Source organism: Streptomyces shenzhenensis (assembly GCF_021462265.1).
Lineage (GTDB): Bacteria > Actinomycetota > Actinomycetes > Streptomycetales > Streptomycetaceae > Streptomyces > Streptomyces shenzhenensis.
On sequence record NZ_JAJONF010000017.1, the window covers coordinates 14,384 to 34,478 of the forward strand.

Here is a 20,095-nt window from a genome sequence, read left to right on the forward strand (position 1 = left end):
GGTCGGACAACCGCCCGGCACCGGACCGCACCCGTCACCCACCCCCACCACCGGGTGTGCCCTCGGCGCGCCCCGAAAACGAGTACGAATGCCAAAAAACATTATGAATCACGCTCGGGCCACCTTCCCGGTTCCGGCGCCGCCGCCTCCGGCGCACCACGACGAACCGGTCCTCGACCTGGCCGTACCGGTGTTCAACGAGGAGACGGACCTGGAGCCGAGCGTGCGCCGGCTCCACGCCCACCTGCGGGAGACGTTCCCGTACCCCTTCCGGATCACCGTCGCCGACAACGCCAGCACCGACGCCACCCCGCTCATCGCGGCCCGGCTCGCCGCCGAGCTGCCCGAGGTGGAGTGGATACGGCTGGCCGAGAAGGGCCGCGGCCGTGCGCTGCGGGCCGCCTGGTCGGCGTCCTCGGCGCCGGTCGTCGGCTATCTCGACGTGGACCTGTCGACCGGGCTCGCGGCGCTGCTGCCGCTGGTCGCCCCGCTGCTCTCGGGCCACTCCGACCTGGCCATCGGCACCCGGCTGGCGCCCGGTGCCCGGGTGGTGCGCGGCCCGAAGCGGGAGGTCATCTCCCGCTGCTACAACGTGCTGCTGCGCTGCACCCTGGCGGTGGGGTTCTCGGACGCGCAGTGCGGGTTCAAGGCCGTACGGCGGGACGCCGCCGCGCGGCTGCTGCCGCTGGTGCGGGACTCCGCGTGGTTCTTCGACACCGAGCTGCTGGTGATCGCGGAGCGGGCCGGGCTGCGGATCCACGAGGTGCCGGTCGACTGGGTGGACGACCAGGACAGCCGGGTCGCGCTCATGTCCACGGCGCTCGCCGATCTGCGCGGCATCGCGAGGCTCGGTGTGTCGCTGGTCCGCGGCACGCTGCCGGCGGGGCGGCCACCACGGCCGTACGCCGTCCCCGCGGCCGTCATGGCTCTCGCGCATCTGCTCCTGTACGCGGCCCTGCGGCCGGACGCCACCGCGCAAGTGGCCAACGCGCTGTCCCTGCTGGTCTGCCGGCCCCTCACCCAGCAGGTCCGCGGCCGGCTTCCGCTGCCCGCCGGGACCACTTTGCCGGCGCTGCCGGCCCTGGCCGCCCGGCTCACCGTCACCGCCGGTTCGCTCGCCGTCCTGCGGCTCGCGGCCCCCGCCGCCGGGCTACGTGCGGAACTCGCCGTACTCGCCGCCGCCCACCTGTTCCTCGCCGGGTCCCTCCTCCTCGCGCGGCCGGCCCTCGGCGGGCGGCGCCGGACCGGATCCCGGGCCTCATGACCACGTCCCTGCGGAGCACGGCACCGCCCCTGACCGCCGCGCTGGAAAGCGCCGCGCCGGGCCCCGGACAGCGGCTGCGCGACACGGTCCGCCGCTACGGCCCGGCCCTCGCCGTGTACGGCGTCCTGAAGCTCATCGGCTTCGGCTCTTTCATGTATCTGCTGGACTCGGCAGGCGACTTCCGCGGGAAGCATCCGCGGTTCGGGGGCGGCGCGCACGCCTGGGACGTGCTGGGCACCTGGGACGGGTGGTGGTACCAGCAGATCGCCCTGCACGGCTACCACCCCGCGCTGGTGCCGGTACCCGGCGCCACCGGCCTGATCACCCTCCAGGGCAACTCAGCCGCGTTCTTCCCGCTCTACCCGGCGCTGATGCGGGTGGCGATGGAGGTCACCGGTCTCGGTCCGTTCGGGGCTGGGCTGCTGGTGTCGGTCGTGGCGTCGTTCGCGGCGGCGCTCGGGATCTCCGCCGTGGCCGCGTGGTTCGGCGGCCGGCGGGCAGGGCCGGCGGCGGCCGGGCTGTGGGCCGTGTGGCCGGGCTCCGGGGTGGAATGGGCGGTCTACTCCGACTCGCTGTACGTGGCCCTGGCCGCCTGGTCCCTGTACGCCGTGCTGACCCGCCGCTGGCTGACGGCGGGGGTGCTGGTCTTCGCGGCCGGGCTCAACCGGCCCACCGCCGCGGCCCTGATCGCCGCCCTCGCCCTGGCCGCGCTGCCCGCGCTGCGCCGCCGCGAGGACGGCGTCGCCCGTCCGCTCACCGCGATGCTGGTGGCACCGCTGGGTCTGCTCGGCTATCTGGGCTGGGTGGGCCACCGTATGGGCGACTACGGCGGCTACTTCGCCCTCCAGTCGGGCGCGTGGGGGCACGAGTTCGACTACGGCAAGCAGACCCTGGACGTCCTGACGTCCGTCCCCGTGGGCCACTTCGGCTATCTCTTCGCGCTCCCCTTCGCCGACGTCATCGGGGTCGGGGTGGTCCTGCTGGACCTGGCACTGCTGCCGCTGCTGTTCCGGCTGCGGCCGCCGGCGGTGCTGGTCGTCCACACGGTGCTCACCCTCGCCCTGGTGCTGGGCAGTCAGCAGTACTTCGCGAACGTCTCGCGCTATCTGCTTCCCGCCTTCCCGCTGTTCGTCCCCCTGGCGGTCGCGCTGCGCCGCGTCAGCCTGCCCTGCCTCTGTGTTGTGCTGGGCATCGCGGCCCTGGCCTCCGGCTCGTACGCGGGCTACGCCCTGTTCGAGCTCGGAGTGCCCTGACGACGGCTCAGGCCTTCTTGACGGCCACCCCGCCGTAGAAGCCGATCTCGTCGGAGCCGGCCGGCGGGGTGGTGTCCGGGCGCCAGAACGGAACCTGGGCCACGCCGGGTTCGATCAGCTCGAGCCCGTCGAAGAACCGCTCGACGCGGGCCTTGGGGCGCAGGTTCATGGAGGCGGTCGCGTTGTTGTAGACGGCCCGCGCCTCGCTGCGGTCGGCGAAGTCGCCGGTGGCGTGCGAGAGCACGAGGAAGCTGCCGGCCGGGAGCGCGTCGCGCAGGGTGGCCACGATCCGCTCGGGCTCCTCCTCGTCGCGGACGAAGTGGAGGACGGCGACGAGGAAGAGGGCGACGGGCTCGCCGAAGTCGATGATCCGGCGCACCTCGGGGTGCTCGATGACGGACCGCGGGTCGCGCAGGTCGGCGAGGACGATACTGGTGGTGCCGGCCCGGCTGAGCAGCGCGTCGCCATGGGCCTTGACGATCGGGTCGTTGTCGACGTAGGCGACGCGGACGTCCGATGCCAGTTCCTGGGCTATCTCGTGCACGTTCGGCGAGGTGGGCAGCCCGGTGCCGATGTCGAGGATCTGGCGGACGCCGCTGTCGATGACGTGCCGGACCGCGCGCTGCAGGAAGCCGCGGTTGGCCCGGACGCCGATAAAGACCTCGGGCGCGACGGAGGCGAGCTGGTCACCGGCCTTGCGGTCCACCTCGTAGTTGTCCTTGCCGCCCAGGAGGTAGTCGTAGATCCGCGCGGGGTGCGGCTTGCTGGTGTCGATCTCCACGGACCCGGTGCCGTCCTGCGTCACGTGCGCTCCTCTCAACGACCGTCCCGGCTCCCTTTGGCTCACCGACGGCTGGCGACAGCTTTCCATATCAACTTCGGTGTCGGCGTCCGGAGTTCCCCGCTCTGCTCCCCTTCTGTTCCCTTCCGGTCGACCGACCGGGCCGGGCTTGACTACCATCGGGGCCAGGTGTCCGGGCAGGTGGCCCGGTTTGGTTGGGGGTTTTACATGGTTACTGGTCGTGTGGTGCGGTTCGACAGCTCGCGCGGGTACGGGTTCATCGCTCCGGACGGTGGTGGCGAGGACGTCTTCCTGCATGTGAACGACATGCAGATGCCCGAGTCGTACGTCCGCCCCGGTGTTGCGGTGGAGTTCGACATCGAGAGCGGCGAGCGCGGTCCGAAGGCGTCCGGAGTCCGGCTCGTCCGCGGAGCCGATGTGGTCCGCACGCTCGGACCGGACGACGACTCGCTGTGCGATCTGCTCAGCGCGGAGGAGTTCACCCGCGAGGTCACCGAGACGCTGCTGGCGTCGGCGCCCACGCTCACCGCCGAGGAGATCGTGCGGGTCCGGGGCGCGCTGGCCCAGTTCGCGAAGAACCACGGCTGGATCGAGGGCTGATCGCAGCGGCGGGCGACCGGTTCACGCATCGCGCGCGAAGCAGCCGGCCGCCCGCCGTGAGGGCGGCGACCGCCCAGAGGGCCGGCACGCCCGGCCCCTGCCAGGGGCCGACGGGCATCCAGCAGACGCCGGCGGTCGCCTGGACGGACCAGGTCGGCGTACCCGTCGTCCCTCCGGGTCAGGACATGGCCGGTCCGGTCAGGTACCGGCCCTTCCCGTCGTACGGCCAGACGTTGGGCAGGCAGCCGTGCATGCCCTTGATCTGCTGCATCATCACGGGGGCGGGCTGCCCCGCTCCCGGGCAGCCGACATGGCCGTGGCCCAGGAAGTGGCCGACCTCGTGGTTGATGATCAGCGCCCGGTAGTCCTTGACGCGATGGGCGTAGACGGGGGTGGCGAGCAGCCAGCGTCTGAGGTTCACCATGACGTTCTTCGCGACGTTGCAGTTGACCTCGCCCCCGGTGTCGAGCCCGTACTCCCCGCAGATCCTGTCCACCGTCCCGGGCGTCGCGACCCGGACGACGAAGTCGGTCGGACCGCTCGACACCCGTTCGAACGCCGAGCGGCCGTCGGCGGTCCAGCCGCGCGGGTCGGCCAGGATCCGCTCCACCTGCCGGGCGACGTCCGTCGCGGACAGGTCGATGCCGTTCTCGACGTCGACCCGGTAGCGCAGGACCGTGCCGGACCCGACCCTGGTGCTCGCGCCGGCCGCGGTGACGAACGTGCCCGGTCCCGTGGCCGGGATCCCGGGCGTGGCCGAGGTGCTGGGGCGCGGGAAGCCGGAGGCGGCGGCCGAGCCGGGCGCGGGACCGGTGGCGCCGGGGCGGCCGGCCCGGGCCCGCTCGGTGGGCCCGGCCGGTGCCCCGCCGTGGGCCGCCTCCGTACCGGCCGGACTCCCGTCGACGGCCGCGAAACCGGCGGCCCCCAGGACGGCCAGCGCGGCCACGGCCGCCCAGACCGGCCCGCGCCGCCTCCGTCCGCTGGGGCCGGCGTGGGAGGGGCCGCTCCGTCGACGGCCACGGGAGGAACGTGCTGTGCGCGTGGTCATGACCGTCAGGCTGTGATCGGAATGTGATCGGATCTGGCGCGTGCGATAACGAAGAGATAACAGGCAAGCGGTTGCGGGTTTATATGATCATCCCGTAACAAATGCGCGGCTGTGCGGATCCGATGCGGATACTGAGCGCATGCCACGCGTACTGCTGATCGAAGACGACCGTGCCGTGCGGGAGGGGGTGGCCCTCGCCCTGCGCCGCCAGGGTCACGAGGTCGCCCCCGTCGCGACCGGGGAGGACGGGCTGGAACGGGTGCGTTCCTTCCGGCCGGACGTCGTGGTGCTGGACCTCATGCTGCCCGGGATGTCGGGACTCGACGTCTGCTCCCGGATCCGCGGCCTCGACCAGACCCTGCCGATCGTCATGGCGACCGCGCGCGGCGACGACGAGGACATCGTCGTGGGCCTGGAGGCGGGCGCCGACGACTACGTGGTCAAGCCCGTGCAGGCGCGGGTGCTGGAGGCCCGCATCCGCGCGGTGCTGCGCCGGGCGGGCGGCGCACCCGCCACGGGCGGCATACCGAAGATCGACACCTACGGGGACCTGTCGGTCGACCGGGCCGGGCTCGCGGTCGCCCGTGGCGGTGTGCCGGTCCCGCTCGCCCCCTCCGAACTCCGGCTGCTGCTCACCCTGTCCGCGGCGCCCGGTCAGGTGTTCAGCCGGCAGCAGTTGCTGGAGGCGGTGTGGGAGCACAGCTACCACGGGGACGCGCGGCTGGTGGACGCCTGCGTACGGCGGTTGCGCGCCAAGCTGGGTGAGCCGACGCGCGAGCCGCGTCACATCCAGACCGTGCGCGGCTTCGGCTACCGGTTCGCGGCCCGGTGAGGCGCCCTCGTCTCCCGCAACTGCGCGGTCTGCGGATCCGGCTGGTGCTCGCCTTCACGCTGGTCGCCGCCGTCACCGCGGGCACCACCGGTGCCCTGACCTTCCGCGAGGCCCGTACCGGCGTGCTGCAGCAGAGCCAGGACGCCGTGATCCAGCAGTTGCGCACCCAGGTCGGCCGCTCCGCCCCGGACCTCGCCTTCCCGCCGGACGAGGACGCGCTGGCCCGGTTCGCGGCGGACGTCGCCCGCTCCGAGCCCTCCGGCACCTGGCGGGTACTGGCCGCCTACGGCCGGCTGAGCGCCACCTCCGCCCCCGGCGACCGCTTCACGGAACTGACCCCGGCCGTCCGCGAGGCCGTCGGCTCCAGCATGGCCACCGTCTTCCAGCGGGTGGCCGTCGGCGACCGCACCGCACTGGTCGTCGGCATGTCGGTCACCTTCGCCCAGGTACCCGTCAAAGGCGTGTACGCCTCCGGCGTCCATGTCTTCCTGACGGTGCCGCAGACCACCGAACGCGCCTACGTGGACGCCCTGGTCACCGCGGCCGAACGCGCCGCCGTGCCCGCGCTGACGCTCGCCGTGCTGCTGGCGCTGCTCGCCGCCCGCGGAGTGCTGCGCCCGGTACGGGCGCTGCGCCACGCCACCCGCAGCATCGCCGAGGGACGCCTGGACACCCGGCTCGCCGTCGACGGATCCGACGAACTCGCCGATCTCTCCCACACGTTCAACGAGACGGCCGCCGCGCTGGAGAAGTCGGTGGCCGAGCTGCGCGGCATGGAGGCCCGGGCCCGCCGGTTCGCCGCGGACGTCTCCCACGAACTGCGTACCCCGCTCGCCGCCATGTCCGCCGTCACCGACGTCCTCGACGAGGAGGCCGCCCGCCTGGACCCGGACACCGCCACCGCAGTCCGCCTGATCAGCGAGGAGACCGTGAAGCTGGCCCGGCTGGTGGACGACCTGATGGAGATCTCCCGTTTCGACGCGGGCGCCGCGGTGCTGCACCTGGACGAGATCGACCTCGCCGAGTCCCTGCGGCGCACCCTCGGCACCCGCGCCTGGACCGGCCTGGTGGAGTGCGACCTGCCGCCGCCCGGCGCCCTGCGCGGCCGCGTCGACCCGCGCCGCCTCGACGTCGTCGTGGCCAACCTGGTCGGCAACGCGCTGCGGCACGGCGCCCGGCCCGTCACCCTGCGCCTGTACGACGGCACGGAGCCCGGCGGGGCACGGCTCGCGGTGATCGAGGTGCTGGACAGCGGAACCGGGATCCCGGACGACGTGCTGCCGCATGTCTTCGAGCGGTTCTACAAGTCGGACGCCGCCCGCACCCGCACCGAGGGCAGCGGCCTGGGCCTCGCGATCACCGCGGAGAACGTCCGGGTGCACGGCGGCACGGTACGCGCCGCGAACCGGCCCGGGGGCGGCGCGGTCTTCACCGTACGGCTCCCGCTGCCGGCCGCCGAAGTGCTCCAGGAGGAACCGTGGTGACCCTCCTGGGCCGGGCCCGCCGCGCGCTCCTGCTCGTCGTGGCCGCGGGCGCCCTGGCCTCCTGCGGCATCCCCACGACCGGTGTGGTGCAGGCGGGCGGTCCCGCGAGCGGGGTCGTGCCGACGACGTGGGTGTACCTGGTGCGGGACGGCACCCTGATCGCCGTGCGGCGCAGGACCGACGCGCCGGGCGACGCCGAGACGGCGCTGCGGTCACTGCTCCTGGGCCCGACCGACGCGGAGCGGCTCAAGGGACTGACGACGCGGCTGCCGCTGCCCAGGGCCGTGCCGACGGCGGCCCCGGCCGTCCCGGACGGCGGCGCCACCGCCCTGCCGAACGCGTCCCGCTGGGCGGACCTCGTGAAGGTGACAGCGCGCGACCACCGGATCTCCGTCGAACTGTCGTTCCCCACAGCCGAGTTGACCGATCCCGGGCTCGCGGCCGCGCAGCTCGCCTGCACGGCCGAGGCGGCACAGCGTACGGCCGCCTCCGGTGCCGAGCCCGAACCGGTGACGGTCACGCTCGCGAGCGGCCTGCGCGTCGATACGGCCGCCACGAGGTGCCCGGTCCCTGAGCCGTCGTGACGGCCCGTCAAACGGTGCCGCGGCAGATGCGGTGACCCGGTCCGGGACGGCCGGGTGCGTCCGGTCAACCGTCCGCGTCGGCGCCCGCGGGCCCGCCTCACGCACCGTGCCGCCCCCGTGCCGCAGACCGCAGTTGTGGCCCCCTGATGGACAGCCGGCCGCCGAACTGGGTGATCTGGGAGGCGGTCGCCCCGCTGAAGGTGATGGTGCGCGCGGAAGAGCGGGTGGCGAGGTGCGACAGCCAGTGGGGTACGGCGTCAGGGGTGACGGTGACGGTGCGGTGCGCCGGGAGCCGGCCGCCGCTGATGCTCGTGACCCTGCCCGTCAGTTTGCGGACGTAGAGGGTCGCCACCCCGCCGGCGCCCTGCCCCCTGAGCGTGGAGGTGGTCGCCGGCCTCGCCCGGAGGCGCATCGCCGCCCGGCCCCGGCCCGCGGTCAGATCGAGGTTGACGGCGTCCAGCGACCGTACGGTGAACTTCAGGGCCCGGACGGTCCCGCCCCCGGTGCTCACCGAGACCACCCCGCGAAACCGCGCGCCGCGCAGTACCAGGCGGTCGGCCCGGAGCACGCAGGGGCCCTTCGCGGATCGAACCGAAGGCACCGGACGCAGCCGCGCGGCGGAAGCACCGGCGATGCCGCCGGCCGCCTGCGGCAGGCCGAGGTGCAGGAGCGCGGCGACGCCGGCCACGGCCAGCGCGGCCGCGAAGGGCCGGGCCCCGCGACCGAGCGCGAGACGGGCCGTACCGGCGCGCGGGTCAGGTGCCACTGCGTCCCTCTTCCGCCGTCGTCGTCGGTTCGTCCGCCCGGGGTGGCAGCCAGGCACAGGCAAGCGAACCGCCGATCAGACCTGATGCCACCCCGAGAAAGAGACCGCCGAAGTTCGCGACGGGGAAGGAGATGAGGGCGAGCAGCAGGGTGGCGATCCCGGCGAACACGCGGAGGTGGGGGCGCCAGCAGAGCCCGACCCCCAGGGCCGGCAGCAGGGTTCCGATCAGCAGCGAACCGGCACCGGAGGTGGTCGACAGGGCGAGCGGAATCCCACCCAGGCTCAGGTGCGCGTAGGGCCAGTAGAGGATGGGCAGACCGGCGGCGAAGGTGAACAGCGCGGCCCAGAAGGGACGTTCGCCACGCCAGGTGCGGAAGCCGCGTCGGAACTCCGGTGCCCTGGTGAGCAGTTGCCGTCCACGGCCGAAGAGGCCGGCGATCACGCGTCCGCCCCTGGCCAGGGGGTTCAGAAGCATGCGTGGTCGCCCTGTTCGAGTCGCACGCGCAGGCCCGGGATGCTGAACGTGCCGGCGGACACCGCCACCGCGCTCACCTGCACGTCGTTCAGGGTGGTCGACAGTGCCTGCTGGGCGACGCCGTCGGGGTCGAAGAACCTCGAGTTCCGGTCTCCGGACCTGACCGGGCCCTTGGTGAGGGCTCCCTGGGCGACGCCGATGTCGATGCCGCTGAAATTCGCTTCACCGACCGACTCGGCCGTCGCGTCGATGAAGAAGTCCGAGGTCTCGACCGGCCGGCCGTCACCGCCGGTGAGCCGCAGAGTCTGCGGGCCCAGCACCGGGACGTCGACGACGACGGACTGGCACAGCCCGTTGATCGTGGCATGCCGGAAGCCGGAGACCACGACGGGGACCAGCTGGTGCTCCCTGGTCACGTCGACCATGCCGTAGAGACTGAACCCGCGGGCGGTCAGGGAGTCGGCGGCGAGCTGGAAATGCCGGCCGGAGATGAAGAACGAGGCGGCGAGCACTCCCTGTGCCATGGCGATGCCGAGGGTCGCACAGGCGCCGACGCTGGGCACCAGGACCACCGCGAAGCGTCTCCAACGGGTTCTCCCGGCGCGGTGCGACATCCCGTCTCCTTCGGTCGTGAGCTGGACCCACCCATGCCGACAAGGCGGCAGATGCCCCGTTTGTCCGGTGTGGATCCTAGGCTCCCCGCCGCGCGGACCGACCGCACGCCAGGCCCGCCGGACGAGTGACGCAACTTCTGCTGCTCCCTTCGGGCGACGCGGCCCCGCGACAGCCGACGGAGCAGGGAACTCAGCGCCTCGAGCTCCGCCGCGGAGAGCCGGTCCGTGAAGTGGCGGCGCACCGCGGCCTCCAGGCCGGGGTGCACGGCGGCGACGGTGCGGCGCCCGGCGCCGCTGCGGGTGACCGTGACGCCGTCGCCGCGCTCACGGGCGACGAGTCCGCGCTCACCCATGCGGGTGAGCCGATGGGAGATGCGGGTGCGGTCCCAGCCGAGCGACGCGGCGAGCTCGCTCCGCCGCAGGGCGCCGCCCGCCTTGTCGAGGCTGACGAGGATCGTCGGGTCCGGTTCGGACAGGCCCGCCGCCTCGGCGGTGTCCGCTCCGCGCGCGGCCGGCCGGGGCAGCGCCCCCTCCGGGCGGCGCCGGCATCCGCCGCCGCCCCTCGGACCCGCTTCTGGCGATGCGGTCAGATGGTTTTGCCGGGCTCCGGCGCACATCGTCCTGATCGTGGGATGCGGGCATGGTTCGCCCCCTTCGCCCGCGGTGTTTCGGTACGGTGTGAACCGCTCCGCGGTCGGGGCCCCCGGGTCCCCCCGAGCGCTGTCACGGCATTCCGCCCCCGGCAAGGAGACTGCATGCTCTCGGACTCGATCGTCTTCGGCGCCGGGGGCTTCATCGGCCGCTCCCTGGTGGCGGAACTCCTGCGCCGGGGCCACCGGGTGGCGGCCGCGGTGCGCGGCTCCGGTGACGGGCTGACGGCATGGCTCGACGGGCAGGGGGTCGACCGTACCGCTCTGACAGTGGTCCGGGCCGACATCACCACCCCTGGTCTGGGGCTGCCCGCGGACGGGCTGGCCGGGATCCGCGATGTCTACAACACCGCCGCGCGCTTCGCGTTCGGGATCACGGCGGCCGAGGCCCGGGCGGTCAATGTGACGGGCGCCGTACACGTGGTCGCCTGGGCGGCGGGTCTGCCGAAGCTGCGCAGGGTGGTCCACATCAGCGGTTACCGGATGGCCGCCGCCGACGGACGGCCGCCGGACTACCGCAGGCAGGGCGCGTACGAGGCGTCGAAGCAGGAGGGCGACGCCGCGGTGCGGGCCGGCGCCCGCGAACTGGGCGTCCCGCTGAGCATCGCCAATCCCAGTACGGTGATCGGGCCGGGACAGTACCTCGGCCTGGCCGAAATGGTCGCCGCTCTGTGGCAGGGCAGGCTGCCGGCCCTGCCCGGCGGTCCCGGCATCTTCCTTCCGGTCGTGCCCCTCGACCACTTCGTCCGGTTCCTGGCCACTCTTCCGGAGGATCCCGAGAGCGCGGGCGGCACCTACTGGGTGCTGGACGACTCGACCCCCGAACTGCCGGTGATGGCCGGCCTGCTCGCGGAGCACATGGGGGTGCGCGCCCCCCAGCGCTCCGTCCCGGTGGGTGTGCTGCGCAGGCTGCCCCGCGCGATCACCCGGGCGGATCCCGAGACCCTGTCGTTCCTGTCGGCCGACCGCTACGACACGGCCGCCGCCCGTGCCCTGTCCGAGGCGCACGGGCTGTCGATGGCGCCCGTCCAGGCGGCCCTGCGTCAGTGGGCCGACGACCTGGTCGCCACCCGCTTCGGCCGCTCCGGCCCCTGTCGCGGCCCCTACGGCTTCCACGGTGTGGCGGGCACCCGTACCTGGGTGACCGGGGAGCGGCGGCGTCCCGGATACGTCCTGTTGCACGGACTCCTGCTGAGCGCCGACGCCTGGGCGGGGGCGGCGGACCACTTGGACGCGCCCGCGCTCGCTCCCGACCTGCCCGGCTTCGGCAGGTCGGGAGCGAGCGCGGGACCACTCGACGACTGGCTCGCCGACCTGCTGCGCCCGGTGGAGACCCGGCCGGTCCTCGTGGCGCACTCGCTCGCGTGCGGCCCCGCCCTGCGCTACGCGGCGGCCCGTCCCGACCGGCTCGCCGCACTCGTGCTGATCGCGCCCGCCTTCCTCCAGCGGCCGTCCGCCGCGCCGCTGCGCTCACCCCTGGCCGTACCGCTGCTGCGCACGGCGCCCGCCTCCCGCCTGGCTCGTTCACTCGGTCTGCCCGAGGGCCCCGGGCTCGACGCCCTCACAGTGGACCTACGGCGGGCAGGGACGTCCCGCCGGACGGTCGCGGCGATGCGCGACGCCCACCGGCAACGCACCGAACTACGCCGTGTGCTGCGGGAGTTGAGGCTGCCCGTGGAGATCGTCGTGGGGTCGGCGGATCCGCTGACGGAGCCCGTGGACACGCCGGTGACGGTGATCGAGGGGACGGGGCACTGTCCCCAGGTCACCCATCCGGCGTCCGTCGCACACCTGCTGACGTCCTGCCGGGACCGGGCCGCCGCCCCGCGGACTACCGCGTGAAGGCGAGGACCACGTTGTGTCCCCCGAATCCGAAGGACGTGGACAGGGCCGCCCTGGCGGGTGCCCGCCGTGGTTCGCCGGACACCAGGTCCAGGTCGATGCCGTCCGACGCCTTGTCCAGGTTGCGGACCGGCGGGATCAGCCCGTGCATCAGCGTGAGGACGGTGAAGACGGCCTCGACCGCGCCGGAGGCGCCCAGAAGGTGGCCGGTGGCCGACTTGCAGGCGGTGACCGCCGGATGCCGGCCCACCGCCTCCTGCACGGCTCTGGCCTCGGTGACATCGCCCACGGGCGTACCGGTGGCATGCGCGTTCACGTGGTCGATGTCGGTGCCGGTGAGGCCGGCGTCCCGTAACGCCGCCCTGATGGCCCGCGTCTGGCCCTCGGCGGCGGGGAGCGTGACGTCGTACGCGTCGGACGTGACACCCGCGCCCGACAGGGCAGCGTGCACACGCGCGCCGCGCGCCCGCGCGAAGTCGGCGCGCTCCAGGACGACCATGCCGGCGCCCTCGGCCATGACGAACCCGTCCCGCTCCTGGTCGAACGGCCGGGACGCCAGGTCGGGGGCGTCGTTGCGCAAGGACAGGGCGCGCATCCGGGCGAACGCGCCGAGTGCCAGCGGGTGCAGGCAGGCGTCCGTGCCGCCCGCGACGACCACGTCGGCACGGCCGGAGCGGATCAGCAGCGCGCCGACCGCCAGTGCCTCCGCACCGGACGCACAGGCACTCGTCGGGGCGTGCGTGCCGGCCCGTGCGCCCAGCAGCAGGCCGACCGCCGCGGCACTGCCGTTGGGCATCAGCATGGGCACGGTGTGCGGGGAGATGGCGCGCGGGCCCCGTTCCTCCAGCCGGTCGTCCTGTTCGAGGAGGGTGAGCCCGCCGCCGATGCCGGTGCCCACGACCACGGCGAGCCGTTCGGGCTCGACCCGCGGCACGCCGGCGTCCGTCCACGCCTCCCGGGCCGCCACCACCGCGGCCGCCTGACTGCGGTCCAGCCGCCGGCGCTGGATCCGGTCCAGCCGGTCGGCGGGGTCCTCGCGCATACCTCCCGCGATGCGGACCGGCAGTTGCTCCGCCCAGGGGGCGTCCAGCCGGGACACACCGGACCGGCCGGACAGCAGTGCCGTCCAGCTGGAGGGCACGTCACCGCCGAGCGGGGTGGTCGCTCCCAGGCCCGTCACCAGCACATCGGCACTCGGAGGTGGACGCCGGCCGACGTGGGACCGGTTCGCTTCAGTGGTCGGGTCAGTGGTCGCGGGCAGCATGACGGGTTCCTTCCGCGCGGTGTTCCTGTCTCTGGCCTTGCGCCGCCGGCGGGAGGCTCCCCTGCGTCTCCCCGGACGGCCGCGGGAGCCCGGCAGCCACCAGCGCCATGATGGCGATCAGCAATTCCCCGGTGGTGAGAATGTCTTCGGCCTTTTCCATGCAATTCCCGGCGTCTTCTCATACCGACCGTTCTCTTCGGCAGGTCCGCCCTACGAAATCTACTCGCCCGGAACGGTACGGCGCCTCATTCTTTCTCACGAAATCTCGGGAAGGTCAGGGAGACCACACAAAGGACCATTAGAACTATTAGCAGCCCGCCACCTGTCCTATCTTATGCAGATATCCCGGCAGTGCCCCACTAATGAAGCTGTTGCAGCGACGCTTGGCGGCACTGCATAGTGAGGTAGTAATGCCGCAGGGGGAGCGAAACGAACTGGCCCGTGCGCTATTCCACCCATCAGAAAGGGGAAGCAAATTCGTGCCTCAATACAGTGAGGGGCAGTTATTCTCAGACACCCAGGACGTACGGGTCCTGCGTTGGCCGGTCGAGGGGCAGGAACTGGAGCGGTTGCGGCGCCGGGGAATCCTCCGGCTCCTCGTGGTGGAGAACGGCGCGACCCCGCCGGTGCCGAGCGACTCACGGGAGGACTGGATCCGGGCGCCCGTCAGCAGGGCCGACTTCGCCGCCCGGGTCGCGGCGCTCCGGGCCAGAGCCGACACACACCGGATCCCCGTCCTCGACCAGGACGGACTCCTCCGGTACCGCGACCGCATGGTGCCCGTGTCACCGACCCAGATGGACCTGCTGCAGCCGCTGGTCGAGCGGTACGGCACGCTCGTGGCCCGGGACGAGCTGATCGCCCTGCTCCGCGCGCGGCGCGGAACGGCCAGCCAGAACGCCCTGGATCTGCACATCATGAGAATCCGGCGCAAGGTGGTCTGCCTCGGACTGTGCGTCAGGACCGCCAGCGGACGGGGATATCTCCTCGAATCGAGTGACTGATCCTCCCAACCGCCAAAGAAACGAGCCCTGTTGAGCGCCGTGCGCGCAACAGGGCTCGCGTGGGGCACGGCAGGCTCACTGGAGCGCCACCGGAGCGCTGGAGCAGGTCCGCCGCCGGACGGGCTCCGGGCAGGGCAGCGCCATCAGGCCCGTTCGATAGGCATGGATGACCGCGTGCACCCGATTGCGCAGGTTCAGTTTTTCCAGCAGCCGCTGCACATGGGATTTCACGGTGTTTTCGCTCAGTACCAGCACCGCGGAGATCTCCGTATTGCTCAGTCCCTGCGCGAGCAGCCGGAACACCTCTCTCTCCCGCGGGGTCAGCGACTCGAATCCCGACGTCTCCGCCGCGGGCACATCAGGGTGTTCCGCGGCCTCGGGGAACCGGCCGCCGGCGCCCGCCCGAGGGCCCTCCTCGTCGAAGAAGATCCGGTAGCCGGCCGCCACCACGTGAATGGCGGACAGCAGTTGTTCCGGGGTGACCTGGTGGAGCAGGACGCCGTGCACTCCGGCCCGCAGGGCGCGCCGCGCACCCACGCCCCCCTCATGGGCCATCAGCAGGACGCCGGGCCCCCCTTCGCCGCAGCACGCGGACAGTTCGTCGACCAACTCCACGGCGTCGGTGAGGTCCGGCAGCGCACCGGCGAGCAGCAGATGCGGCCGCAGTTCGCCGGCCTTTGCCACCGCGCTCGCCCGGTCGGACACCTCGCCGACCACCTCGATCGCGCCGTCCTCGTCGAGGACGGACCGGATTCCGGTGCGGGCGATGGACCGGTCGTCCACCAGCAGGATCCTGATCCGTGGACTCATACTGTTCCCTCCTCTCCAGCCAGACATCTGTCATGCGGACATGTGTCATGCAGACATGTGTCATGGGGACATGTGCCGCTTCCTACGCCGGTGGCGTGCACGCCGTCAGACCACGTCGCCCGCGCACCCGGGCACGGCCGCCTCCGGATCGGCGGAGCTGGCGTCGCGGGGGCGCCGCGGGACCAGCAGCACCGCCAGCGCTCCGCAGGCGATCAGGGCGACGCCGGTCCACACCGCCGGAGTCATGCCGTCCGTGAACCGGTCCGGCGTGGTGAGGTCGCCGTGCGCGGAGAACACCGAGGCGAGCACCGCGATGCCGAGCACGCCGCCGAGTTCGCGCAGCGCGCTGATCGCCCCGGAGGCCATGCCGCGCTCCCCTGCGTCGACAGCGCTCATCACCATGTTCGCGGTGGGCGTGAAGTAGAAGGTCATACCCAGGCCGCACAGGACCAGGGCGGGGATCAGCGACGGGTAGGGGACCTCGGGCGAGACCCGGGCGGCGATCCACCCCAGTCCGAGAGCCTGCAGGGCCAGGCCGAGCGCGACGATGGTCCGGCTGCCGACGCGGTCGGAGACGAGGCCCACCAGGGGCGCCACGAAAATGGGCACCGCGGTCCACGGGAGGATCCGCACTCCCGCCTCCAGGGGCGTGTAGCCGCGTGGCCCCTGGAGGAACTGGGTGAGCAGGAAGACCGACCCGAACATGCCGGCGAACATCAGCAGGCCGGCGCCGTTCATCGCGCTGAAGGTGCGGTGACGGAACAACTTCATCGGGAACATGGGGTGTTCGACCCGCAGCTCCCAGCGGACGAAGGCGGCCAGGACGGCCGCGCCACCGGCCAGCGACAGCAGGACGCGCACGCTGCTCCAGTGGTCGGCGTGACCGTTGATGATGCCGAAGACGATCCCGAAGAGTCCGGCACTGGCCAAGGCAGTGCCCACCAGGTCCAGCCGGGGGCTGGGGCCGTGGCTCTCGGTGAGCTTCCAGCGGGCGACCGGCAGCACCACCGCCCCGATCGGCACGTTGATCCAGAAGATCCACTGCCAGCTCAGGTGCTCCACCACCGCTCCGCCGAGGAGCGGCCCCATGGCGATCGCCACGCCCTCCACGGCGCTCATCGCCCCCAGCAGGGCACCGCGGCGCCGCTCGGGCGCCGCTTCCGTGAGGATTGTCAGGTTCAGCGGCATCAGCAGCGCGGCGCCCAGCCCCTGCACGGCGCGCGCGGCGATCAGGGCGCCGATGCCGGGGGCCAGCGCCGCCCCGGCCGACGCGACGACGAAGACGCCCAGCCCGATGCCGAACATCCGCCGCCGCCCGAACCTGTCCCCGAGGGCCGCGCCGGTCAGCATGAGCACGGAGTAGGTGAGGGTGTAGGCGTTGACGGTCCACTCGAGCTGCTGGATGCTCCCGCCGAGGTCCTCGCGGATCGACGGCAGGGCCGTGATGACGACGAGGTTGTCGAGCGACACCATGGCCACGCCCAGGCCACAGCAGAAGAACGTCCACAGCACGCTGCGTCGCCGAGCACTCATGTCCACCTCCATGGTCGAAATGGCCGCGCGGGCATCGCCGGTACGGCCTCGCCCGGCCCGCGTCACGAGGCCGCGCCGCGGCGACGGGCCAGCCGCAGGAGTTCCGGCAGCAGCGCCCCCAGTTCCACCGGCCACCGCGCCCGGGTGCGCCACCGCTCCCCGAACGGCCTGGCCTTCTGGTGCACGTCGAAGCGGACCTCGGGCCGCACCCGCCGGCCGGTCAGCAGCCGCACCACCATGTGCGAACTGATCACCCCGAACGCCATGGCCGTGTAGGCGACCTGGGGGAAGCTGTAGTCGGTCCGGGCGTGGTTGGCCCGGATCTCGGCCAGCATGTCGGTCGGCACGTGCCGCAACGGCACGGCCCGGCGCAGCAGTTCCCACATGTCGTAACGGTCCGTGTCGTGCGGTCCGATGGCCCCCGCGAACGGTTCGCGGACGTGCCGGTAGTCGTAGCAGCGGACGTACTGGGTGCCTGCCATGTCCCAGCCGGTGATCAGCGGCAGCCGGCGCCGCACGGCCTGGTGATGCAGCAGGAGTTTGGCCCGCCACCCCTCGGGGGTCGTGACGTCCACCCCGTCGATGATCACCTGGCAGGAGGCCGTCAGCTTCTCGACGGTCTGCGGGGTGACTCCCTCGGTGAACACGTCGACCGAGGCATGGGGGTTGATCGCCCGCACGCGGGCCCCGGCCAGCAAGGCCTTGTTCCGGTCGAGGTCGGCGACGGTCGCCGACTGCCGGTTGAGATTGTTCAGTTCGTACGTCCCCGGGTCGGCGAGGACGAACTTCTGCAGGCCGAGCCGGGTCAGCGGTTCGACGACCGCGCCGCCGATCGACCCGCAGCCGGCCACCAGGACGGTGGCCGTGCGCAGCGCCCACTGATCGGCCCCGGGCACCACGCCGGCGTTGCGGGCGGTCAGTTCGGCGTAGAACCCGGCTTTCGCCATGGCCCCCGCGGACGTCTCGGTCTTCGCTTCCCTCTCCCTGTCGCCTTTCGTCACCTGCGAGTCCCTCCTCGTGCGGGATCGGGACGGTGTCCCGTACGCCCCCGGTGTGCGGCCAGGGTGGTGATCACGGCCTGCCACGAGGCCAGGTCGCTGGTCCCGTCGAGGTAGGAGCGGACCACGTCGCGGTACCAGGAGATGTCCGCGGGCACCGGGGCGGCGAACGGCTTGGCCACGACCGTCTGCCGGTAGATCGGCGCCATGGGATCCGACGCGCAGAGGTAGGGCGAGGTGCCCTCGACGACGTGCAGGTCGAAGCCGACCAGCCGCAGATGGCGCAGGGCGACGTGTTCCTTGGCGTCGCCGAGCACGACGCGCACGCCGTCGCCCAGGGTGAGCAGCGCCTCGCCGATGCCGAGCATCAGGTGCCAGGGGACGCGGGTGTACTGCTCGTCCCGTGGCATCGTCTGGTCCCGCAGGAACCGTTTGAACTCGAAGGCCTGGTGGGTGCCCAGGCCGGGCCGTGCGTACCGGGCGAGCAGGTCGATGCGGTGGGCCGCCTCCGTCGGGAACGGGATGCGGCACGCGGAGTCCAGGGGCAGGCTCTCGGTGTCCGCCGAGCAGGACAGTCCCACGTAGCCGCGGATCTTCCCGGAGCGCGCGCACAGCGTGACGGTGTGGATGTTCTCCACGGGCGAGTGCGGCAGTGGTTCGTGGAAGGCGGCGGTGCGGTGGACCGCGTCGGCGGAGATCCAGTCGAGCCGGAGGTACTGGGCCAGACGGAACCCCAGCACCCCTTTGAGGTAGCGGGAGGGGAACTGGCTGTCGCGGCCCGTGACGGTGACCAGGGCGCCGTGCGGGTCCTCGACGAGGGAGAGCGGGGCGCCCCTGAACTCCAGGGGCAGCCGCCGGTAACTGAGCCGGTCGTGGAGTTCGATGATGTCCTCGGCGTAGCGCCGGGCGCGGGGGTCCCGGGTGCCGTCGGGCTCCGGGGCCGGCGTATCGCGCAAGACGGCGCCGACGGCTCGGGCGGCGGCGCTCACCACTCGTCCCCACCGGCGTAGAGACTGTCGGTGATGGCGAGCGCCAGGACCTCGGGGGTGCCCTCGTAGATCCGGGTGCCCAGCGCGTCGCGCATCGTCTTCTCCACGCCGTACGAGCGCAGATAGCCGCGGGCACCGAGCAGGGACAGGGCCGTCTCCGCCACGTCGATCGCGGTCCGGTCCGCGAACAGCTTGGCCGTGGCCGGTTCGTAGACCGGTGGCGGCAGTTCGTTGTCGACCTTGTCGGCGGCACGCAGGTACAGCATGCGGGCGGCGTCGACCTTGGCGGCCATGCCGGCCAGCTTGGCCGCCGTGAACTGCTGGTCCTTGAGGCGGCGCCCGCCCTGGACCCGCTCGCCGCACCAGGCGATCGCCCGTTCCAGGGCGCTGCGTGCCACCCCGGTGGAGATGCCGGCCACCGCGGCGCGCGCCATGTTGCTCTGCGCCATGTTGATGGCCATGCCCTCGCCCTCCGCGCCGATCATGTACTCGGCGGGCACCCGGACGCCGTGGAACTCAAGTTCGCTGCCCAGGCATACGCGGTATCCCATCTTGTCCGCCACGGGCCCGCGGACCACGCCAGGCAGGTCGAGGGGAACGATGAAGGAGGTGAGTCCGGTCGCGCCCCGGCTGCCCTCCATGGTGGCGAACACGGAGGCGAACGCGGCGACCTCGGCGTTGGTGATGAATCGCTTGCGGCCGGTCAGAACGTAGTGGTCGCCGTCCCTGCGCGCGGTCGTGACGTTGCGCGCGTGCTCGGCCTGGGAGGGGATGATGAGGTCGCAGCCCGCGTCCTCCTCGGTGACCGCGTTGCAGGCGAGGACCGGTTCGTCGCCCGAGAACAGGGGCAGGAAGCGGGCCTGCAGCCGCGGATCGCCGGACAGCAGGATCGGCGCCTGGCCGAGCAGGGTGGCGCCGAAGATCAGTGCCGTGCCCGGGCAGACCGCGGCCACCTCCTCCAGCGCGGTGGCGACGCCCAGCATCCCCACCCCCAGGCCGCCGTATTCCTTCGGAATCGCCGCGCGGGTGAGACCGATGCGATGGCCGTGACCGACGAGGTCCCAGTCGAAATGCGCCGCCGGTTTCTGGTCCAGATCCTGGACGCGGGGTTCGACCACGTTCCGGGCGAATTCCTGCGCGGATTTCCGGAACTGCTCGACGCCGCTCGGCAGTACGTCGAAATTCAGCGCCGTCTCGGACACGGATTCGGAGAGAGCGGTGTTCACGTGCGGTGTCACTCCTTGTGGGTTGGTTCGGTGTTCGGGGCGGGCCACTGTGCGGCG

Annotated in this window: 20 protein-coding genes; 8 read left to right on the top strand and 12 right to left on the bottom strand. The window is 72.6% G+C overall.

Features of this window, described 5'->3' with window-relative positions; all coding sequences use genetic code 11:
• Positions 1–103 precede the first annotated feature (103 nt).
• Both LQ326_RS22150 and LQ326_RS22155 read left to right on the top strand, forming a co-directional pair.
• Positions 104–1,264 (top strand): dolichyl-phosphate beta-glucosyltransferase, encoded by a 1,161-nt coding sequence (locus LQ326_RS22150; RefSeq protein ID WP_234539055.1) that lies wholly within the window; start codon positions 104–106, stop codon positions 1,262–1,264.
• The gene (locus LQ326_RS22155) at positions 1,261–2,517 is read left to right on the top strand and encodes a hypothetical protein (RefSeq protein ID WP_234539057.1); all 1,257 of its coding nucleotides are present in this window, start codon (positions 1,261–1,263) and stop codon (positions 2,515–2,517) included. Before LQ326_RS22150 ends, LQ326_RS22155 begins: the two co-directional genes overlap by 4 nt.
• A gap of 7 nt (positions 2,518–2,524) precedes the next feature.
• Here the strand turns inward: LQ326_RS22155 and LQ326_RS22160 are convergent, their stop codons facing one another.
• Positions 2,525–3,322, bottom strand: coding sequence for an SAM-dependent methyltransferase (locus LQ326_RS22160; RefSeq protein ID WP_234539058.1), 798 nt, complete (start codon positions 3,320–3,322; stop codon positions 2,525–2,527).
• 204 nt (positions 3,323–3,526) lie between these two features.
• Between LQ326_RS22160 and LQ326_RS22165 the strand changes: the two genes are divergently transcribed.
• Positions 3,527–3,919 (top strand): cold-shock protein, encoded by a 393-nt coding sequence (locus tag LQ326_RS22165; protein WP_234539059.1) that lies wholly within the window; start codon positions 3,527–3,529, stop codon positions 3,917–3,919.
• A 178-nt stretch (positions 3,920–4,097) separates the two neighbouring features.
• On the opposite strand, the gene LQ326_RS22170 is transcribed toward LQ326_RS22165, so the two are convergent.
• A complete protein-coding gene (locus tag LQ326_RS22170) occupies positions 4,098–4,967 on the bottom strand; it encodes a DUF3152 domain-containing protein (protein ID WP_234539060.1) in 870 nt (289 codons plus the stop codon).
• Between the two features lie 139 nt (positions 4,968–5,106).
• Here LQ326_RS22170 and LQ326_RS22175 point away from each other — a divergent pair, with 139 nt between their 5' ends.
• Genes LQ326_RS22175 through LQ326_RS22185 form a run of 3 tightly spaced genes read left to right on the top strand, consistent with a single transcriptional unit; the run spans position 5,107 to position 7,867 of the window.
• Entirely contained in the window at positions 5,107–5,799 is a 693-nt protein-coding gene (locus tag LQ326_RS22175) for a response regulator transcription factor (RefSeq protein ID WP_234539061.1), read from the top strand.
• Positions 5,796–7,283, top strand: a complete 1,488-nt coding sequence (locus LQ326_RS22180) for a sensor histidine kinase (RefSeq protein WP_234539062.1) — start codon at positions 5,796–5,798, stop codon at positions 7,281–7,283. Before LQ326_RS22175 ends, LQ326_RS22180 begins: the two co-directional genes overlap by 4 nt.
• Entirely contained in the window at positions 7,277–7,867 is a 591-nt protein-coding gene (locus LQ326_RS22185; RefSeq protein ID WP_234539063.1) for a hypothetical protein, read from the top strand. Before LQ326_RS22180 ends, LQ326_RS22185 begins: the two co-directional genes overlap by 7 nt.
• 97 nt (positions 7,868–7,964) lie before the next feature.
• On the opposite strand, the gene LQ326_RS22190 is transcribed toward LQ326_RS22185, so the two are convergent.
• From LQ326_RS22190 to LQ326_RS22200, 3 genes are read right to left on the bottom strand one after another with little or no spacing between them, the layout of a single operon-like run.
• Positions 7,965–8,633, bottom strand: coding sequence for a hypothetical protein (locus LQ326_RS22190; RefSeq protein ID WP_234539064.1), 669 nt, complete (start codon positions 8,631–8,633; stop codon positions 7,965–7,967).
• Positions 8,623–9,108, bottom strand: a complete 486-nt coding sequence (locus tag LQ326_RS22195; RefSeq protein ID WP_234539065.1) for a DUF6114 domain-containing protein — start codon at positions 9,106–9,108, stop codon at positions 8,623–8,625. Before LQ326_RS22195 ends, LQ326_RS22190 begins: the two co-directional genes overlap by 11 nt.
• Positions 9,099–9,722, bottom strand: a complete 624-nt coding sequence (locus LQ326_RS22200; RefSeq protein ID WP_234539067.1) for a DUF6230 family protein — start codon at positions 9,720–9,722, stop codon at positions 9,099–9,101. Before LQ326_RS22200 ends, LQ326_RS22195 begins: the two co-directional genes overlap by 10 nt.
• A gap of 755 nt (positions 9,723–10,477) precedes the next feature.
• On the opposite strand from LQ326_RS22200, the gene LQ326_RS22205 reads away from it, so the two are divergent.
• Complete coding sequence (locus LQ326_RS22205) at positions 10,478–12,214, top strand: alpha/beta fold hydrolase (RefSeq protein WP_234539069.1); 1,737 nt, start codon at positions 10,478–10,480, stop codon at positions 12,212–12,214.
• Here the strand turns inward: LQ326_RS22205 and LQ326_RS22210 are convergent.
• Both LQ326_RS22210 and LQ326_RS22215 read right to left on the bottom strand, forming a co-directional pair.
• On the bottom strand, positions 12,204–13,394 hold the full coding sequence (locus LQ326_RS22210) for a beta-ketoacyl-[acyl-carrier-protein] synthase family protein (RefSeq protein WP_308401992.1): 1,191 nt from the start codon (positions 13,392–13,394) through the stop codon (positions 12,204–12,206). The two genes, LQ326_RS22205 and LQ326_RS22210, sit on opposite strands and share 11 nt — an antisense overlap.
• 64 nt (positions 13,395–13,458) lie before the next feature.
• A complete protein-coding gene (locus tag LQ326_RS22215; RefSeq protein ID WP_234539074.1) occupies positions 13,459–13,638 on the bottom strand; it encodes a hypothetical protein in 180 nt (59 codons plus the stop codon).
• Positions 13,639–13,957: 319 nt separating this feature from the next.
• Here LQ326_RS22215 and LQ326_RS22220 point away from each other — a divergent pair, with 319 nt between their 5' ends.
• Positions 13,958–14,482, top strand: coding sequence for a helix-turn-helix domain-containing protein (locus LQ326_RS22220; protein WP_234539076.1), 525 nt, complete (start codon positions 13,958–13,960; stop codon positions 14,480–14,482).
• A gap of 75 nt (positions 14,483–14,557) precedes the next feature.
• Here LQ326_RS22220 and LQ326_RS22225 read toward each other — a convergent pair whose 3' ends face one another.
• The 5 genes from LQ326_RS22225 to LQ326_RS22245 form a co-directional block, all read right to left on the bottom strand.
• Positions 14,558–15,292: a LuxR C-terminal-related transcriptional regulator gene (locus LQ326_RS22225; protein ID WP_234539077.1), complete on the bottom strand. Its 735-nt coding sequence runs from the start codon at positions 15,290–15,292 to the stop codon at positions 14,558–14,560.
• 105 nt (positions 15,293–15,397) lie between these two features.
• Positions 15,398–16,825, bottom strand: coding sequence for an MFS transporter (locus LQ326_RS22230; RefSeq protein ID WP_234539078.1), 1,428 nt, complete (start codon positions 16,823–16,825; stop codon positions 15,398–15,400).
• A gap of 62 nt (positions 16,826–16,887) precedes the next feature.
• Positions 16,888–17,826: a ThiF family adenylyltransferase gene (locus tag LQ326_RS22235; protein ID WP_234539079.1), complete on the bottom strand. Its 939-nt coding sequence runs from the start codon at positions 17,824–17,826 to the stop codon at positions 16,888–16,890.
• Positions 17,823–18,812 carry a hypothetical protein gene (locus LQ326_RS22240; RefSeq protein WP_234539080.1) on the bottom strand — a complete coding sequence of 330 codons (990 nt, stop codon included), beginning with the start codon at positions 18,810–18,812 and terminating at the stop codon, positions 17,823–17,825. Before LQ326_RS22240 ends, LQ326_RS22235 begins: the two co-directional genes overlap by 4 nt.
• Positions 18,809–20,038 carry an acyl-CoA dehydrogenase family protein gene (locus tag LQ326_RS22245; RefSeq protein WP_234539081.1) on the bottom strand — a complete coding sequence of 410 codons (1,230 nt, stop codon included), beginning with the start codon at positions 20,036–20,038 and terminating at the stop codon, positions 18,809–18,811. Before LQ326_RS22245 ends, LQ326_RS22240 begins: the two co-directional genes overlap by 4 nt.
• Positions 20,039–20,095 lie beyond the last annotated feature (57 nt).

What these genes read in the sequence shown, in the direction of transcription:
- LQ326_RS22155 (WP_234539057.1), top strand. Translation starts at nt 1,261, where the DNA reads ATGACCACGTCCCTGCGGAGCACGGCACCGCCCCTGACCGCCGCGCTG.
- LQ326_RS22170 (WP_234539060.1), bottom strand. Translation starts at nt 4,967, where the DNA reads ATGACCACGCGCACAGCACGTTCCTCCCGTGGCCGTCGACGGAGCGGC.
- LQ326_RS22165 (WP_234539059.1), top strand. Translation starts at nt 3,527, where the DNA reads ATGGTTACTGGTCGTGTGGTGCGGTTCGACAGCTCGCGCGGGTACGGG.
- LQ326_RS22215 (WP_234539074.1), bottom strand. Translation starts at nt 13,638, where the DNA reads ATGGAAAAGGCCGAAGACATTCTCACCACCGGGGAATTGCTGATCGCC.
- LQ326_RS22225 (WP_234539077.1), bottom strand. Translation starts at nt 15,292, where the DNA reads ATGAGTCCACGGATCAGGATCCTGCTGGTGGACGACCGGTCCATCGCC.
- LQ326_RS22195 (WP_234539065.1), bottom strand. Translation starts at nt 9,108, where the DNA reads ATGCTTCTGAACCCCCTGGCCAGGGGCGGACGCGTGATCGCCGGCCTC.
- LQ326_RS22150 (WP_234539055.1), top strand. Translation starts at nt 104, where the DNA reads ATGAATCACGCTCGGGCCACCTTCCCGGTTCCGGCGCCGCCGCCTCCG.
- LQ326_RS22205 (WP_234539069.1), top strand. Translation starts at nt 10,478, where the DNA reads ATGCTCTCGGACTCGATCGTCTTCGGCGCCGGGGGCTTCATCGGCCGC.
- LQ326_RS22230 (WP_234539078.1), bottom strand. Translation starts at nt 16,825, where the DNA reads ATGAGTGCTCGGCGACGCAGCGTGCTGTGGACGTTCTTCTGCTGTGGC.
- LQ326_RS22175 (WP_234539061.1), top strand. Translation starts at nt 5,107, where the DNA reads ATGCCACGCGTACTGCTGATCGAAGACGACCGTGCCGTGCGGGAGGGG.
- LQ326_RS22200 (WP_234539067.1), bottom strand. Translation starts at nt 9,722, where the DNA reads ATGTCGCACCGCGCCGGGAGAACCCGTTGGAGACGCTTCGCGGTGGTC.